This window comes from Motilibacter aurantiacus (assembly GCF_011250645.1).
In the GTDB taxonomy this organism is placed as follows: Bacteria; Actinomycetota; Actinomycetes; order Motilibacterales; family Motilibacteraceae; genus Motilibacter_A; species Motilibacter_A aurantiacus.
This window is the reverse complement of sequence record NZ_JAANNO010000001.1, coordinates 597,763-611,803: the sequence shown is the minus strand read 5'-3', so window position 1 is coordinate 611,803 and position 14,041 is coordinate 597,763. Positions and strand designations below refer to the sequence as shown.

Sequence of the window (14,041 nt, the reverse complement as noted above, 5' to 3'; positions counted from 1 at the left end):
CGCCCGGCGTACGGTGACCGCCGTGACGAGTCCGGTCGAGGTCGCGTGGGACGCCTCGTTCCTGTCCTATGACTTCGGCCCCTGCCACCCGATGTCGCCGCTCCGGCTCGACCTGACCATGCGGCTGGCCGACGAGCTGGGCCTGCTGGCGGGGGTGAAGGTGACCGACGCCCCGCTCGCCGACGAACGGCTGCTCGGGCTGGTCCACGACGCCGGGTACGTCGAGGCGGTCAAGGCGGCCAGCCTCGAGCCCGCGTACGCCGACTTCGACCACGGGCTCGGCACCGACGACACCCCCGCCTTCTCCGGCATGCACGAGGCCAGCGCGCACTACGTCGGGGCGACCGTGCAGGGCGCGGAGCACGTGTGGTCCGGGCAGGCGGCCCACGCGGTGAACATCAGCGGGGGGATGCACCACGCGCTGCGCGGCTCGGCGGCCGGGTTCTGCGTCTACAACGACTGCGGGGTCGCGATCTCGCGGCTGCTCGAGCTCGGCGCCGAGCGGGTCGCGTACGTCGACGTCGACGTCCACCACGGCGACGGCGTGGAGGAGGCGTTCTACGCGGACCCTCGGGTGCTGACGATCAGCCTGCACGAGACCGGGCTCGCGCTCTTCCCCGGCACCGGCTGGCCGGCTTCGAGCGGGGCAGCGGGGGCGGAGGGGACCGCCGTCAACGTCGCCCTGCCGCCGGGGACGGGCGACTCGGGCTGGCTGCGCGCCTTCGACGCCGTCGTGCCCCCGCTGCTCGCCGAGTTCCGGCCGCAGGTGCTGGTCACCCAGCACGGCGCCGACAGCCATGCCGCCGACCCGCTGGCGCACCTCGCGCTCTCGCTCGACGCCCAGCGCCAGTCGTACGCCACCCTGCACGAGCTCGCCCACGAGCACTGCGAGGGGCGCTGGATCGCGACGGGCGGTGGGGGCTACGAGCCCGTCGACGTGGTCCCGCGGGCCTGGGCGCACCTGCTCGCCATCGCCGCGCACCGGCCGGTCGACCCCGCGACCGCCTGCCCGGACTCCTGGCGGTCGTACGTCAGCGAGCTCGTCGGCCGCCCCGCTCCGGCGCGCATGACCGACGGCGCCGACCCGTCGTTCGTCCCGTGGGCGCGGGGCTACGACCCGGCGGACCCGCTGGACCAGGCGGTCCTGGCGACCCGGGCCGCTGTCTTCCCGTGCTTCGGGCTGGACCCGCAGCCCTGACCCGGCCGCCGTGGACGAGCTGGCGCGGCGCCTCCTGCCCCCGGTTCGCCGCGCGGCCGGCTCCTACCACGGCTGACCCTTCCGGGCCTAACCGACACACCGGCTTCCCCACGAGCACCTCACGCCCCTACGCTTACGGCGGGCGTCCGGGTGACGCGTGTGCCGGAGGGGAAGCCGGCACCCGCCCGGTCGCAGGGAGCCGGTGGGCGATGGCAGGCAAGGACCGGGCCGCGGGAGCGGCCCTCGGCGAGGTGCGGTTCCTGACCGTCGCCGAGGTCGCGTCGATCATGCGTGTCTCCAAGATGACGGTCTACCGGCTCGTCCACAACGGCGACCTGCCCGCGGTCCGCGTCGGCCGGTCCTTCCGCGTGCCGGAGCAGGCCGTCCACGACTACCTGCGCGACTCCTTCGTCGAGACCGCCTGAGCCAGCGGCCCGGGACGGCCGAACAGGTAGCCCTGCACCAGGTCGACCCCCAGGGACCGGAGGGCCTGCAGGTCCTCGCCCGTCTCCACGCCCTCGGCCAGCAGCTCCGCCTGCAGTGAGCGGGCGAAGCCGAGCAGGCTCTGCGCGAGGGCCTGGCGCACCGGGTCGGCCGCGATGCCGCGGGTGATCTCCAGATCGAGCTTGATCGAGTCCGGGCGCAGCTGGAGAATGTGACGCAGGCTGGCGAAGCCCGCGCCGGCGTCGTCCACGGCGATCTTCACGCCTTCGGCGCGCAGCCCGTCGAGCGTGCGCACCAGCGTGGGGTAGTCGCGCACGGGCGCGTGCTCGGTGACCTCGAGGCAGAGCCGGTCCCCGCGCTCGTCGAGCAGCCGGGCGGTCAGCCGCGGGTCCATCAGGGCCTGCGGCGAGGCGTTGAGGCCCAGCCGCATCCCCTCCGGCAGGTCGGCGAGCTGCTCCAGCGCCCGCTCGATGGCGACCAGCTCCAGGTCCGGGCCGAGGCCCAGCTGCCCGGCGTCGGAGAAGACCTGGGCCGGGTCGGTGCCGAGCGAGCGGTCGAAGCGGGAGAGCGCCTCGACCCCGACGACCTGCAGGTCGTGGAGGCGGACGATGGCCTGGAAGACCGGCTGGACCTCGCGGGCGGCGAGCGCCCGCAGCATCCGGGTCCGGGAGCGGTCGCGGGCCTGCTCCTCGTCGGCCGCGGCGGCCTGCAGCGCGCTGTCGTCGCTCTCCTCGAGCAGCCGGGCCAGCAGCTGGAGGAAGCGCGCGTCCCGGTCGTCGAGCCGGGGCTGGGCGCTGCGGCTGACGCAGCAGAGCATGCCCTCGGCCGACCCGTCCGGCCGGCTCACCGGGACCCCGACGTAGGCCCCGATCCCGAGCCGGGCGGTGATCGGGAGGTCGCGGGTGCGGGGGTCGTGCCGCGCCCGTGGGATGACCGAGGGAAGGTCACCGGTGAGCACCCGGGCGCAGTAGGAGTCCTCGTAGCTCGTGCCGCAGTTGATCTCCAGGCCGATGCCGGCGAGGTCGCCGTCGGCCTGGACGATCAGTTGCTCTCCGCCGGTGAACCGCGACAGCCAGGCGACGTCCATGCCGAGGTGGGTTCGTGCAAGGTGCAGGACGCGCTGCCTGCGCTCGGCCAAAGCTGTCGCCACCGTGCTCATGCCCCCGTCAGTTCCACAGACCGTGAACAAGTAACTACAGGTCCGCCGACGATAGTCGCGGGGTTCGCTGAATGAGACCGGAACGAGACGGTAGAGTCGTCGGTCACGGTCCTGTCCTGTGCCTGCCCCTCGGGAGCGGAGTCACACGCCGGGCGCAAGTGCGAAGTTGATCTGTCTCGATCTGGGCTAGGAGCTCGCGTGGGTTCTGTCATCAAGAAGCGCCGCAAGCGGATGGCGAAGAAGAAGCACCGCAAGCTGCTCCGTCGCACCCGCGTGCAGCGTCGCAAGAAGTAGGCCCCGCGCACATCAGGGACGTCGAGCGCGCCGCGGCACCGAGCCGGACGACCTCCGGTCGGGGCCGCGGCTTCGCCGCGCCCGCCGCCGGGTCGGCCGGGTGAGCGGCTCCCGGTCCTCGCCCGCAGGTGTGCGCCACCTTCCCGAGCGGGTCGCGTCGTCCCATGGCTGAGCAGAGCGCCGGCCCCCTGCCGCCCTGGCTCGCACGTGGGCTCGCCCTCGTCCGGTCCCGGATGGCCGGCGACCCTGCCGTCGACGCGTTCGGCTTCGACCGCGAGCTCACCGAGACGGTGCTGGCCGCTCCGCTGCGCCCTCTGGTCGACCACTGGTTCCGCGTGGAGTCCCGCGGGCTGGCCCACGTCCCTGCCGACGGCGGCGCCCTCGTCGCGGCCAACCACTCCGGCACGCTGCCGATCGACGCGCTGGTGACCCAGGCCGTGCTCATGGACCGGCACCCGGCCCACCGCCCGCTCCGGCTGCTCGCCGGCGACCTCGTCTTCACCCTGCCGTTGATCGGGGAGATCGCCCGCAGGAGCGGTGCGACCATGGCCCGCCGGGAGAACGCCGAGCGGCTGCTGACCTCCGGCGAGCTGGTGGGGGTCTTCCCGGAGGGCTACAAAGGGCTGGGCAAGCCGTACGCCGAGCGCTACCGGCTGCGGCGGTTCGGGCGCGGCGGCTTCGTGCGGGCCGCGCTGCGCACGGGCACGCCGATCGTCCCGTGCGCCATCGTCGGCGCGGAGGAGATCTATCCGATGGTCGCGGACGCGGCCCCGCTCGCGCGCCTGCTCGGGCTGCCGTACTTCCCCGTCACCCCGACGTTCCCCTGGCTCGGCCCGCTCGGGCTCGTGCCCCTGCCGTCCAAGTGGCTGATCGAGTTCCTCCCGCCGTTGCGGACAGCCGGCTATGGGCCGGGCGCCGCGGACGACCGCGCGCTGGTGCTGGAGCTCACCGCGCGCGTCCGCGAGTCGATCGCGCAGAAGCTGGGCCAGCTGCTCGAGGAGCGCGGGCCGGCCTTCGGCTGAGCACGGCTCACCGACGTCGGTACGCACGGGCTGCGGCGACCGCGCCGGCTGCGGCCGCCGTGATCAGTGCGAGCAGGGCAGCCCGCTGCGCGGTGCGCCGCGCCGAGCGGTAGTCGCGGACGGGCCACCCGTGCCGGCGCGCGTGCAGGCGCAGGCGCGGGTCCGGGTTGACCGCGCAGGGGTGGCCGACGATCTCGAGCAGCGGGACGTCGTTGGCCGAGTCGCTGTACGCCGCGCAGTCGGCGAGCTGCAGCCCCTCGCGGGCGGCGAGGGCGCGGACGGCCTCGGCCTTGGCGTCGCCGTGCAGGATCTCGCCGGCCAGCCGCCCGGTGTAGACCCCGTCGACGGACTCGGCCACGGTTCCGAGGGCGCCGGTCATGCCCAGCCGGCCCGCGATCGTGGTGGCGATCTCCGCGGGGCTGGCGGTGACGAGCCACACCCGCTGGCCGTCGTCGAGGTGGCCACGGGCGAGGGCGCGGGTGCCGGGCCAGACCTTCTCCCGGATCACCGTCTCGAAGACCTCCTCGCCGAGCGCGGCCAGCTCGTCCACCCGGCGGCCGCGGATGAACTCGAGCGCCGTCTCGCGGGCCTCCCGGACGGCGGCCGGGTCCTCGACGCCGCGCAGCCGGAACATCGCCTGCCGGCGGGCGAAGCGCAGCAGGTCGCGCCCGTCGAAGAACCCGCGGGCGTGCAGGCCCCGCGCCAGGTGGAACAGGGAGGCCCCCTGCAGGACCGTCCCGTCCAGGTCGAAGAAGGCGGCCGCGGTCGCGGCCGCAGCGGCGTCTCCGCCGGGCGCAGCGCCGGCCGCCCGGGCAGCGCGCTCCGCGGACGCCTCTCCGGCGACGCGGGCCGCCGCGGGGCTCCGGCGGAACCACCTCATGGCCCGACCGTACCCGGGGCGGCGGGACGCGGGGGCGAGCGGTGCGAGGATCTGGGCATGCCTGCAGCCCTGCCCCGCATCGTCCTCGTCGGCAAGCCGGGCTGCCACCTGTGCGAGGCGGCCCGCGCCACGGTGGCCCGCGTCGCTGCGGACACGGGCGAGGAGTGGGTCGAGCACAGCATCCTCGACGACCAGCAGCTGCACGAGCGCTACTGGGAGCGGATCCCCGTCCTGCTGGTCGACGGCGTCCAGGTCGACTACTGGCACGTCGACGAGCAGCGGATGCGGGCCGCCCTCGCGCGCGGGCGCCGACTCTAGCGCTGCTCCGGCCACCGCGCGGCGGCTTTCCCGCAACAGGAGAACTTCTCTTCCCGTTCGTTTGTGCGAGCAACCGTCGGTTGCCACACCCTTACACGACGTTGATGCGCCCGTAACACGCCCCCGCAAGAGTTCCGGCGCGCCCTCGTTGGGGCGTTCTTCCGTGCTCTGTACGAGAGGCTTTCCATGGCGGTCACGCGACGGCAGTTCCTCCAGCAGGTGGGCATCACCGGTGGTGCTGGAGTCATGTTCTCCACGATGGGCGCGATGGGCCTGGCGCCCGCGGCCGAGGCGAAGGCGGCGCCCTTCCGTGCGCCGAAGAAGTCCGACTTCTCGCTGACGGGGAAGGCGCACAAGAACGTCCTCATCCTCGGCGCGGGGATCGGCGGCCTCACCGCCGCGTACCACCTGCAGAACGCGGGGTACGACGTCACGATCCTCGAGGCCAACAACCGGCCCGGCGGCCGCAACTTCACCGTCCGCAAGGGTGACACCGTGACGGACCTGCGGGGCGAGACCCAGGAAGCCACGTTCACCCGTGGCGAGTACATGAACGCCGGCCCGGGCCGCCTGCCGCAGAACATGGTCACCCTCGACTACTGCCGTGAGCTGGGCGTGCCGATCGAGCCGTTCATCAACCAGAACGCGGACGCCTACCAGTACCGCGAGGGCACCACCGGCGTGTCCAACCGGCCGATCCGGCACCGCGAGGCGAAGGCCGACGTCTACGGCTACGTCTCCGAGCTGCTCGCCAAGGCGACGGACCAGGGCTCGCTCGACAGCTACCTCACGCCGACCGACAAGGACGCGCTCATCGCGTTCCTGCGCAACTTCGGCGCCATCGGCAACAAGGTCGCCGGTGACGCGGCCGCCAGCTACAAGTACACCGGCACCAGCCGGCGCGGCTACGTGCGCGCACCCGGCGCCGGCTTCGACGAGGGCGAGATCGCCCCGCCCTTCGCCATGCAGGACGTGCTGGCGGCCGGGCTCGGCAACTACTTCTCGTTCGAGTTCGGCTGGGACCAGGCCATGATGATGTTCCAGCCCGTCGGGGGCATGGACGCCATCCCGTACGCCTTCGAGAAGGCGATCGGCAAGGAGAACTTCCGCTACGAGGCGGAGATCACCAACATCGAGAACACCTCGACCGGCGTCAAGGTGCAGTACCTCTCCCGTGGCCGCCACATGCGCGAGGTCTGGGCCGACTACGTCATCTGCAACATCCCGCCGCAGATCGTCGCCAAGACGCCCTCGAACCTTCCCGCCGACATCGTCGCGGCCAACGCGTACGCCTCGAAGTCCCGCAGTGGCAAGCTCGGCATCGAGTACAACCGGCGCTGGTGGGAGGAGGACGAGCGCATCTACGGCGGCATCACCAACACCAACATGGACCTGTCGAACATGTGGTACCCGTCGTACGGGTTCCACGGCGAGCGCGGGGTCGTCATTGGCTACTACAGCTCGTCGGCGAACTACGGCAACGTGAACCACGCGGCCCGCGTCGAGCGCGCTCTCGCCCAGGGCGCCAAGATCCACGGCGAGAAGTACAAGCAGGACATCAAGTCGACGTTCAGCATCTCCTGGGACCTGGTCAAGTACCAGGAGGCGGCCTGGAACTCCTGGCCCTCTCGGACGAACGGCCACTACGCGAAGCTGCTCGAGCCCACGGGCAACGTCTACTTCGTCGGCGACCACCTGAGCAACACGATCGCCTGGCAGCACGGCGCCATCGAGTCCGCCCGCTACGCCATCACCAAGCTGCACGAGCGCGTGCTCAGCCGCTGACCTCTGCCAACTCCATGAAGGGTGTTTCCATGAACTTCGCATCTGCGAAGGTGCGCTCGGCCCTGCCGTCGCGCCGTGCGCGCATCGGCGTGCTGGCCGCGGCGGGCATGCTGGTCGCCGGTGGCGGCTTCACCGCCGGCGCGGTCGCCGACGGCCCGTCGATCCCCAAGTCGCGCACGGCCGTCACGATCCTGCCGGCCGGCCAGGCCAACCCGTCGATCGCGAACGGTGTCGCGTTCGCCAAGAACGTCGCGCTCTACAACTCGAGCGGGATCGGCCCGTCGGGGCTCAACACCGCGGCGCCCGCAGGGACCCCGGAGCGCTACATCGACACGGCGATCTTCCCGGGCGGCGTGCTGCCGCAGGGTGTGACGGTCACCGAGGCGCAGGCGATCAACAACCTGCGCCGCATCGGGGAGAACCTGTCCGCGATGGGCCTGACCTACAAGGACGTCGTCACGATGCGTGTCTTCCTCGACGCGCCTCCCGGGGCGGCCCGCGCCGACTACGCCGGCTGGAACCGCGCGTACCGGCAGTACTTCGCCAACACCAACCTGCTCACCGGCGCGACGATCAACGTCCCGCTCGGCACCGCCCCCGCGGCGCCGCCGCTCTTCGTCAACCCGACCCGCGTCTCCCGGTCGACGCTCGAGGTGGCCAGCCTCGCCGTCGAGGGCTGGCTGATCGAGATCGAGGTGGACGCGGTCTACCCGCGCTGACCCCGGTTGCCGCAGCACCGACCTGTCACCGGCCCCGTCCTCGCCTCCTGGCGAGGGCGGGGCCGACGCGTGCCGCCGGGCGTGTGGCGTAGGGAACATTTCCCGGCAGCGGCAGGGCGTGCATTCACCCGCGCCGGGCAGCGAGCGCGCCCGGAAGCCCTGAGGTGCAGCGTTCCTCGCGTGCGGACGGGTACGCCGACACTCGCGGCTTAGGGTCGCCTTACCGGCTCGAGGGGCGTCGCGGCGATGATCACCGACTTTGTTCCAACGTTCACAAACACGTAGCCTGTGCGGCGCCCCACCAGGACTTTCAGGGAGTGCGAGCCCCCGAGTGACCGACCGCCGGACCGACCCACCCGTCGACGTCGACGACGCGGTGCTCGGCACCCCTCGGACGGCGCCGGAGGTCCCTGTCGGGGATACGGGGCCGGCCTCGCGCGGGATCCCCGAGGCTACCGTCGCCCGTCTGCCCATCTACCTGCGCGTCCTCGGCGCGCTGGCCGACGCGGGCACCCGCACCGTCAGCTCGGACGAGCTCGCGGCGCTGGCCGGGGTCGGGTCGGCGAAGCTGCGCCGCGACCTGTCGCACCTGGGCTCCTACGGCACCCGCGGGGTCGGCTACGACGTCGACCACCTCGCCTACCAGGTCAGCCGTGAGCTCGGTCTCACCCAGGACTGGCCGGTGCTCATCGTCGGTGTGGGAAACCTCGGCTCCGCACTGGCCGGCTACGCCGGCTTCGCCTCGCGCGGGTTCCGCGTCTGCGCGCTCGTCGACGCCGACCCCGCCGTCATCGGGACCACGGTGCGCGGGCTGCCGGTGCAGCCTGCCGCCGACCTCGAGGACGTCGTGCGCCGCACCGGCGCGTGCATCGGCGTCCTCGCCACCCCCGCGCCCGTCGCGCAGCCCATGTGCGACCGGCTCGTCGCCGCAGGCGTGCGGAGCATCCTCAATTTCGCGCCGGTCGTGCTCACCGTCCCCCCCGACGTGGACGTGCGCAAGGTCGACCTGTCCATGGAGCTGCAGATCTTGGCCTTCAAGGAACAACGCAAGACGACGAAGGCCATGGCCTCGGGCGAGGCCCTGGGCGCGGCCGTGGGAGGGGCGCAGTGACACTGCTCGCCGTCGGCCTGTCGCACCGGACCGCGCCGGTCCCGGTGCTCGAGCGCGCCGCCGTCCCCGCGTCCGACGTGCCGGACGTCCTGCTGGCCGCGGTGGCCGCCGACCACATCGCCGAGGCGGTCGTGGTGTCGACGTGCAACCGGGTCGAGGTCTACGCAGAGGTCGACAAGTTCCACGGCGGCGTCGCCGCGCTCGGGGAGCTGCTCTCCAAGCGGTCGGGGATGACGCTGGAGGAGCTGACCCCGCACATCTACGTGCACTACGAGGAGCGCGCCGTCGCCCACCTGTTCTCGGTGGCGGCCGGGCTGGACTCCATGGTCGTCGGCGAGGGGCAGATCCTCGGCCAGGTCAAGCAGGCGCTGCGCACCGCGCAGGAGACCGGGACCGCCGGCCGGGTGACCAACGAGCTGCTCCAGGCCGCGCTGCGGGTGGGCAAGCGCGCCCGTCACGAGACGGGCATCGACCGGGCCGGCCAGAGCGTCGTCGGGGTCGGGCTCGGATTCGCGGCGGCGGCGTTCGGCGGCGAGGGCATCGACGTCCTGGCCGGCGGCAGCCTCACCACGCTCGACGGGCTGGCCGGCCGGTCCGCGCTCGTCGTCGGTGCCGGCTCGCTCAGCGCGCTGGCCGCGACCACCCTCGCCCGCGCCGGAGCCGTCGACATCGTCGTGGCCAACCGCACCCCTGAGCACGGCCGGCGCGTCGCCGCCGCCGTCGGCGGGCGGCACGTCACGCTCGACGGGCTCGAGGACGCGCTGGCGACGGCCGATGTCGTGGTCTCCTGCACCGGCGCGCTCGGGACGGTCATCTCCGCCGACGTCGTGGAGCGGTCGGTCGCGCGGCGCACGGCGGCCGGACGCCCCGGCGACCTGGCCGTCGTCGACCTCGCCCTGCCGCGCGACGTGGACCCCGAGGTGGCGCAGCTGCCCGGCGTCACGCTCATGGACCTGGAGAAGGTCGGCGCGCTCGTCGCGGCGCAGGAGGGCGGGCCGGACGTCGCCTCCGCGCGCCGCATCGTCGCCGACGAGGTCGAGGCCTTCCTCGCCTGGCAGCGGGCCGCCAGCGTCGCGCCGACGGTCGTGGCGCTGCGCGCCCGGGCCGAGACGGTGGTGCAGACCGAGCTCGAGCGCCTCGCCGGCCGGCTGCCGCAGCTGGACGAGCGCGTGCGCCGCGAGGTCGACCAGGCCGTACGCCGCGTCGTCGACAAGCTGCTGCACGCGCCGACCGTGCGGGTGAAGCAGCTGGCCGACGAGCCGGTCCCGGTCTCGTACGCCGAGGTGCTGCGCGAGCTGTTCGACCTCGGCCCCGGCCCGGCGCAGGCGCTGTCGCGCCCGGTGGTCGAGGAGCCCGGCACGACCGGGGTCGACCCGCTCTCGCAGACCGACCTGCTGGCCGCGCCCGAACGGCGCCGGCCGTGACCGCGCCGCTCCGGCTGGGCACGCGGCGCAGCGCCCTCGCGCTCGCCCAGTCCGGGCACGTGGCCGACGCGGTGCGCGCCGCCACCGGGCGCGAGGTGCAGCTGGTCGAGGTCACCACGCTCGGCGACGTCTCGCGGGAGGCGCTGACCGCCCTCGGCGGCACGGGCGTGTTCGTCAGCGCGCTGCGCGAGGCGCTGCTCGCCGCCGAGGTGGACTTCGCGGTCCACTCGCTCAAGGACCTGCCCACCGCGGCGCCCGACGGCATCGGGCTGGCCGCCGTGCCGGTCCGCGAGGACCCGCGCGACGCGCTCGCCGCCCGCGACGGGCTCACGCTCGGCGAGCTGCCGGCCGGCTCCCGGGTCGGGACCGGGTCGCCCCGCCGGGCGGCGCAGCTCGCGGCGCTCGGGCTCGGCCTGCAGACGGTGCCGATCCGCGGCAACGTCGACACCCGGCTGCGCCTCGTCACCGACGGCGAGGTGGACGCCGTGGTGCTCGCGCGTGCCGGGCTGTCCCGGCTCGGCCGGCTCGACGAGGTGACCGAGACGCTCGACCCGCTGCAGATGCTGCCCGCGCCCGGTCAGGGGGCGCTCGCGGTGGAGTGCCGCCTGGACGACACCGCCACCGCGCAGCTGCTCGCCGTGCTCGACGCCCCGCTCACCCGCGCCGCCGTCACCGCGGAGCGCGCTCTGCTGGCGGCGCTCGAGGCCGGCTGCGCCGCCCCGGTCGGGGCGCTCGCCGAGACGGCCGAGGGCGACGACGGGCCCGAGATCTACCTGCGGGGGGTGGTCGCCGCGCCCGACGGGGCCGCCGTGCGGCTGTCCGCCACCGGGCCGCTCGCGGACGCGGACGGCCTCGGCCGCCGGCTGGCCGCCGAGCTGTTCGACGCCGGCGCCGCGGAGCTGATGCCTGACCGCCCGCCCGTACCCGGGCCGGATCCCCTGCCCAGACGTCCCAACCCACCCACAACACAGACAGGGGAGCGTGTGCCGTGACCCGCCCCGTCACGCAGAAGAAGCCCAGCGGCGAGAAGGTCTCGTCCGCCACGCCCTCCGGCGGCGTCGCCCTCGTCGGCGCCGGGCCCGGTGACCCGGCCCTGCTCACGGTCCGCGCCGTGGAGCTGCTCGGTACCGCCGACGTCGTCGTCGGCGACCTGACCCGCCACGAGGAGGTCCTCGCCCGGCACACGCGGGCGGACGTCGAGCGTGTCGACACCAAGGACGGCGGGCTCACCGACACCGAGCTCGCCCGCATCCTCGTCCGCCACTCGCGCGACGGCCGCAACGTCGTCCGGCTCTTCGCCGGCGACCCGTTCGTCGAGTCGCACGGCGCCGACGCGGCCGCCGCGCTCGCCAAGGCGAAGGTGCCCTTCGAGGTCGTCCCCGGGCTCTCCAGCGCCACCGCCGTCCCGGCGTACGCGGGGGTGCCGCTCACCTCCGCCAAGGCGCCGGAGGTGCGCGTCGTCGACGTGACCGCGAAGAACGTCTCGTGGGAGGCGCTCGCCGGCGGCAGCGCGACGCTGGTGCTGCTCAACGCCGCGCCCGAGCTCGCCGACGTCGCCGCCCGGCTCGTCGCTGCAGGCCGCTCGGCGAACACCCCGGTGGCCGTCACCTGCGAGGGCACGACGACCCGCCAGCAGACGGTGGTGTCGACGCTGGCCGCCGTGGCCGCGGACGCGGCCGGGGCCATCGCGGCGTGCGCGAGCGGCCAGGCGGTCGTCGTCGTCGGGGACGTCGTCTCCCAGCGCGAGAAGCTCTCCTGGTTCGAGACCAAGCCGCTGTTCGGCTGGCGCGTCCTCGTGCCGCGGACCCGCGAGCAGGCCGGGGCCCTGTCCGAGCAGCTGCGCTCCTACGGAGCCGTGCCCGAGGAGGTCCCGACGATCGCCGTCGAGCCGCCGCGCACGCCGCAGCAGGTCGAGCGCGCCGTCAAGGGCCTCGTCACCGGCCGCTTCGAGTGGATCGCCTTCACCTCCCGCAACGCGGTCAAGGCGATCCGGGAGAAGTTCGAGGAGTACGGCCTCGACGCGCGCGCGTTCTCCGGCATCAAGGTGGCCGCCGTCGGCGAGCAGACCGCGGCGGACCTGCGCGCCTGGGGGATCGTGCCCGACCTGGTCCCCAAGGGCGAGCAGTCCAGCGCCGGCCTGCTGGCCGAGTGGCCCGAGTACGACTCCGTCCTCGACCCGATCGACCGCGTCTTCCTGCCACGCGCCGACATCGCGACCGAGACCCTTGTCGAGGGGCTCACCGACCTCGGGTGGCAGGTCGAGGACGTCACGGCGTATCGCACCGTCCGGGCCGCGCCGCCGCCCGCGCCGGTCCGCGACGCGATCAAGTCCGGCGGCTTCGACGCGGTGCTCTTCACATCGTCCTCGACGGTGCGCAACCTGGTCGGCATCGCGGGCAAGCCGCACGCCACGACCGTCGTCGCCTGCATCGGCCCCGCGACGGCGAAGACCGCCGAGGAGCACGGCCTGCGGGTCGACGTCCTCGCGGCCGAGCCGTCGGTGTCGGCGCTCGCCGCCGGCCTGGCCGAGTACGGCACCGCGCTGCGGCTCGCCGCGGCCGAGGCGGGGGAGCCGGTGCTCCGCCCCTCGGAGAAGCGGCCGTCTGCGCGGAGGAAGGCCAGCAAGTGACCGGCTTCCCCGCGGTGCGCCCGCGTCGGCTGCGGTCGACGCCGGCGCTCCGCCGCCTGGTCGCCGAGACCACGGTCGAGCCCCGGCAGCTGGTGCTGCCGGTGTTCGTCCGCGAGGGCATCGACGTGCCGGTCCCGATCGGGTCGATGCCGGGTGTGGTGCAGCACCCGCTCGACGGCCTGCGCAAGGCGGCGGCCGAGGCGGCCGCCGCCGGGGTCGGGGGGATCATGCTCTTCGGCATCCCGGCCGCGAAGGACGCCGTGGGCTCGGCCGGCACGGACCCCGACGGGATCCTGCAGCAGGGCCTGCGCGCCGTCGTCGAGGAGGCGGGGGACGCGCTCGTCGTCATGAGCGACCTGTGCCTCGACGAGTTCACCGACCACGGCCACTGCGGCGTGCTTGCGGCCGACGGGTCCGTGGACAACGACGCGACGCTGGTGCGCTACGCCGAGATGGCGATGGTTCAGGCCGAGGCCGGCGCCCACGTCGTCGCGCCCAGCGGGATGATGGACGGCCAGGTGGGCGTCATCCGAAGCGCACTTGACGAGTCCGGCTTTGGCAACGTGTCGGTGCTCGCCTATTCAGCGAAGTACGCTTCGGCGTTCTACGGGCCCTTCCGCGAGGCGGTCGACTCCTCGCTGAAGGGGGACCGGCGGGCGTACCAGCAGGACAGCGCCAACGCCCGCGAGGCGCTGCGCGAGGTGCGGCTCGACCTCGCCGAGGGCGCGGACATGGTCATGGTGAAGCCGGCCTCGGCCTACCTCGACATCCTGCGCGCCGTCGCCGACGAGTCCGACGTGCCCGTCGCGGCCTACCAGGTGTCGGGGGAGTACGCCATGATCGAGGCCGCCGCCGCCAACGGGTGGATCGACCGCGACCGCGCGGTGCTGGAGTCGCTGACCGCCATCCGCCGCGCCGGCGCGGACTTCGTGCTGACCTACTGGGCGACCGAGGCCGCCGGGTGGCTGCGCAGCGCCCGCTGACGCTTGGCCTCTGCCCTCACCCTCACGCGCCGATCATGCACGTCCGGCGAGTTGTCCACAGCTGAGCGGCTGTGG

14 protein-coding genes are annotated in these 14,041 nt (G+C 73.9%); 12 read left to right on the top strand and 2 right to left on the bottom strand.

Translation table 11 applies throughout. The features are described 5' to 3' along the window. Window positions 1-22: 22 nt before the first annotated feature. Together G9H72_RS02810 and G9H72_RS02805 are read left to right on the top strand one after the other, a co-directional pair. Window positions 23-1,198 (top strand): acetoin utilization protein AcuC, encoded by a 1,176-nt coding sequence (locus G9H72_RS02810; protein ID WP_331271915.1) that lies wholly within the window; start codon window positions 23-25, stop codon window positions 1,196-1,198. A 209-nt stretch (window positions 1,199-1,407) separates the two neighbouring features. Then, a complete protein-coding gene (locus G9H72_RS02805; RefSeq protein WP_166167004.1) occupies window positions 1,408-1,623 on the top strand; it encodes a helix-turn-helix domain-containing protein in 216 nt (71 codons plus the stop codon). Here the strand turns inward: G9H72_RS02805 and G9H72_RS02800 are convergent. Then, window positions 1,590-2,792: a sensor domain-containing phosphodiesterase gene (locus tag G9H72_RS02800; RefSeq protein WP_331271914.1), complete on the bottom strand. Its 1,203-nt coding sequence runs from the start codon at window positions 2,790-2,792 to the stop codon at window positions 1,590-1,592. The genes G9H72_RS02805 and G9H72_RS02800 overlap by 34 nt on opposite strands. Window positions 2,793-2,999: 207 nt before the next feature. Between G9H72_RS02800 and G9H72_RS02795 the strand changes: the two genes are divergently transcribed. Both G9H72_RS02795 and G9H72_RS02790 read left to right on the top strand, forming a co-directional pair. Beyond that, window positions 3,000-3,095: a 30S ribosomal protein bS22 gene (locus tag G9H72_RS02795; protein ID WP_166166998.1), complete on the top strand. Its 96-nt coding sequence runs from the start codon at window positions 3,000-3,002 to the stop codon at window positions 3,093-3,095. A gap of 164 nt (window positions 3,096-3,259) precedes the next feature. Further along, window positions 3,260-4,117 (top strand): lysophospholipid acyltransferase family protein, encoded by an 858-nt coding sequence (locus G9H72_RS02790; RefSeq protein ID WP_166166995.1) that lies wholly within the window; start codon window positions 3,260-3,262, stop codon window positions 4,115-4,117. Between the two features lie 7 nt (window positions 4,118-4,124). Here the strand turns inward: G9H72_RS02790 and G9H72_RS02785 are convergent, their stop codons facing one another. Further along, window positions 4,125-4,997, bottom strand: a complete 873-nt coding sequence (locus G9H72_RS02785) for an HAD family hydrolase (protein WP_166166992.1) — start codon at window positions 4,995-4,997, stop codon at window positions 4,125-4,127. A 57-nt stretch (window positions 4,998-5,054) separates the two neighbouring features. Between G9H72_RS02785 and G9H72_RS02780 the strand changes: the two genes are divergently transcribed. The 8 genes from G9H72_RS02780 to hemB all read left to right on the top strand — a co-directional run bounded on the left by G9H72_RS02780 (window position 5,055) and on the right by hemB (window position 13,966). Further along, window positions 5,055-5,315 (top strand): glutaredoxin family protein, encoded by a 261-nt coding sequence (locus G9H72_RS02780; protein WP_166166989.1) that lies wholly within the window; start codon window positions 5,055-5,057, stop codon window positions 5,313-5,315. A 186-nt stretch (window positions 5,316-5,501) separates the two neighbouring features. Beyond that, window positions 5,502-7,100: a flavin monoamine oxidase family protein gene (locus G9H72_RS02775; RefSeq protein ID WP_166166986.1), complete on the top strand. Its 1,599-nt coding sequence runs from the start codon at window positions 5,502-5,504 to the stop codon at window positions 7,098-7,100. A 29-nt stretch (window positions 7,101-7,129) separates the two neighbouring features. Next, on the top strand, window positions 7,130-7,819 hold the full coding sequence (locus G9H72_RS02770; RefSeq protein WP_231126181.1) for a Rid family hydrolase: 690 nt from the start codon (window positions 7,130-7,132) through the stop codon (window positions 7,817-7,819). A 376-nt stretch (window positions 7,820-8,195) separates the two neighbouring features. Next, complete coding sequence (locus G9H72_RS02765) at window positions 8,196-8,930, top strand: redox-sensing transcriptional repressor Rex (RefSeq protein WP_166167775.1); 735 nt, start codon at window positions 8,196-8,198, stop codon at window positions 8,928-8,930. Beyond that, on the top strand, window positions 8,927-10,354 hold the full coding sequence (locus G9H72_RS02760; RefSeq protein ID WP_166166983.1) for a glutamyl-tRNA reductase: 1,428 nt from the start codon (window positions 8,927-8,929) through the stop codon (window positions 10,352-10,354). Before G9H72_RS02765 ends, G9H72_RS02760 begins: the two co-directional genes overlap by 4 nt. After that, window positions 10,351-11,346: a hydroxymethylbilane synthase gene (hemC, locus tag G9H72_RS02755; RefSeq protein WP_166166980.1), complete on the top strand. Its 996-nt coding sequence runs from the start codon at window positions 10,351-10,353 to the stop codon at window positions 11,344-11,346. Before G9H72_RS02760 ends, hemC begins: the two co-directional genes overlap by 4 nt. After that, entirely contained in the window at window positions 11,343-12,983 is a 1,641-nt protein-coding gene (locus G9H72_RS02750) for a bifunctional uroporphyrinogen-III C-methyltransferase/uroporphyrinogen-III synthase (protein WP_166166977.1), read from the top strand. Before hemC ends, G9H72_RS02750 begins: the two co-directional genes overlap by 4 nt. Continuing rightward, on the top strand, window positions 12,980-13,966 hold the full coding sequence (gene hemB, locus G9H72_RS02745) for a porphobilinogen synthase (RefSeq protein WP_166166974.1): 987 nt from the start codon (window positions 12,980-12,982) through the stop codon (window positions 13,964-13,966). The genes G9H72_RS02750 and hemB overlap by 4 nt, the downstream gene beginning before the upstream one ends. The last annotated feature ends 75 nt before the right edge of the window (window positions 13,967-14,041 follow it).

What these genes read in the sequence shown, in the direction of transcription:
- G9H72_RS02805 (WP_166167004.1), top strand. Translation starts at nt 1,408, where the DNA reads ATGGCAGGCAAGGACCGGGCCGCGGGAGCGGCCCTCGGCGAGGTGCGG.
- G9H72_RS02790 (WP_166166995.1), top strand. Translation starts at nt 3,260, where the DNA reads ATGGCTGAGCAGAGCGCCGGCCCCCTGCCGCCCTGGCTCGCACGTGGG.
- G9H72_RS02785 (WP_166166992.1), bottom strand. Translation starts at nt 4,997, where the DNA reads ATGAGGTGGTTCCGCCGGAGCCCCGCGGCGGCCCGCGTCGCCGGAGAG.
- G9H72_RS02780 (WP_166166989.1), top strand. Translation starts at nt 5,055, where the DNA reads ATGCCTGCAGCCCTGCCCCGCATCGTCCTCGTCGGCAAGCCGGGCTGC.
- G9H72_RS02775 (WP_166166986.1), top strand. Translation starts at nt 5,502, where the DNA reads ATGGCGGTCACGCGACGGCAGTTCCTCCAGCAGGTGGGCATCACCGGT.
- G9H72_RS02770 (WP_231126181.1), top strand. Translation starts at nt 7,130, where the DNA reads ATGAACTTCGCATCTGCGAAGGTGCGCTCGGCCCTGCCGTCGCGCCGT.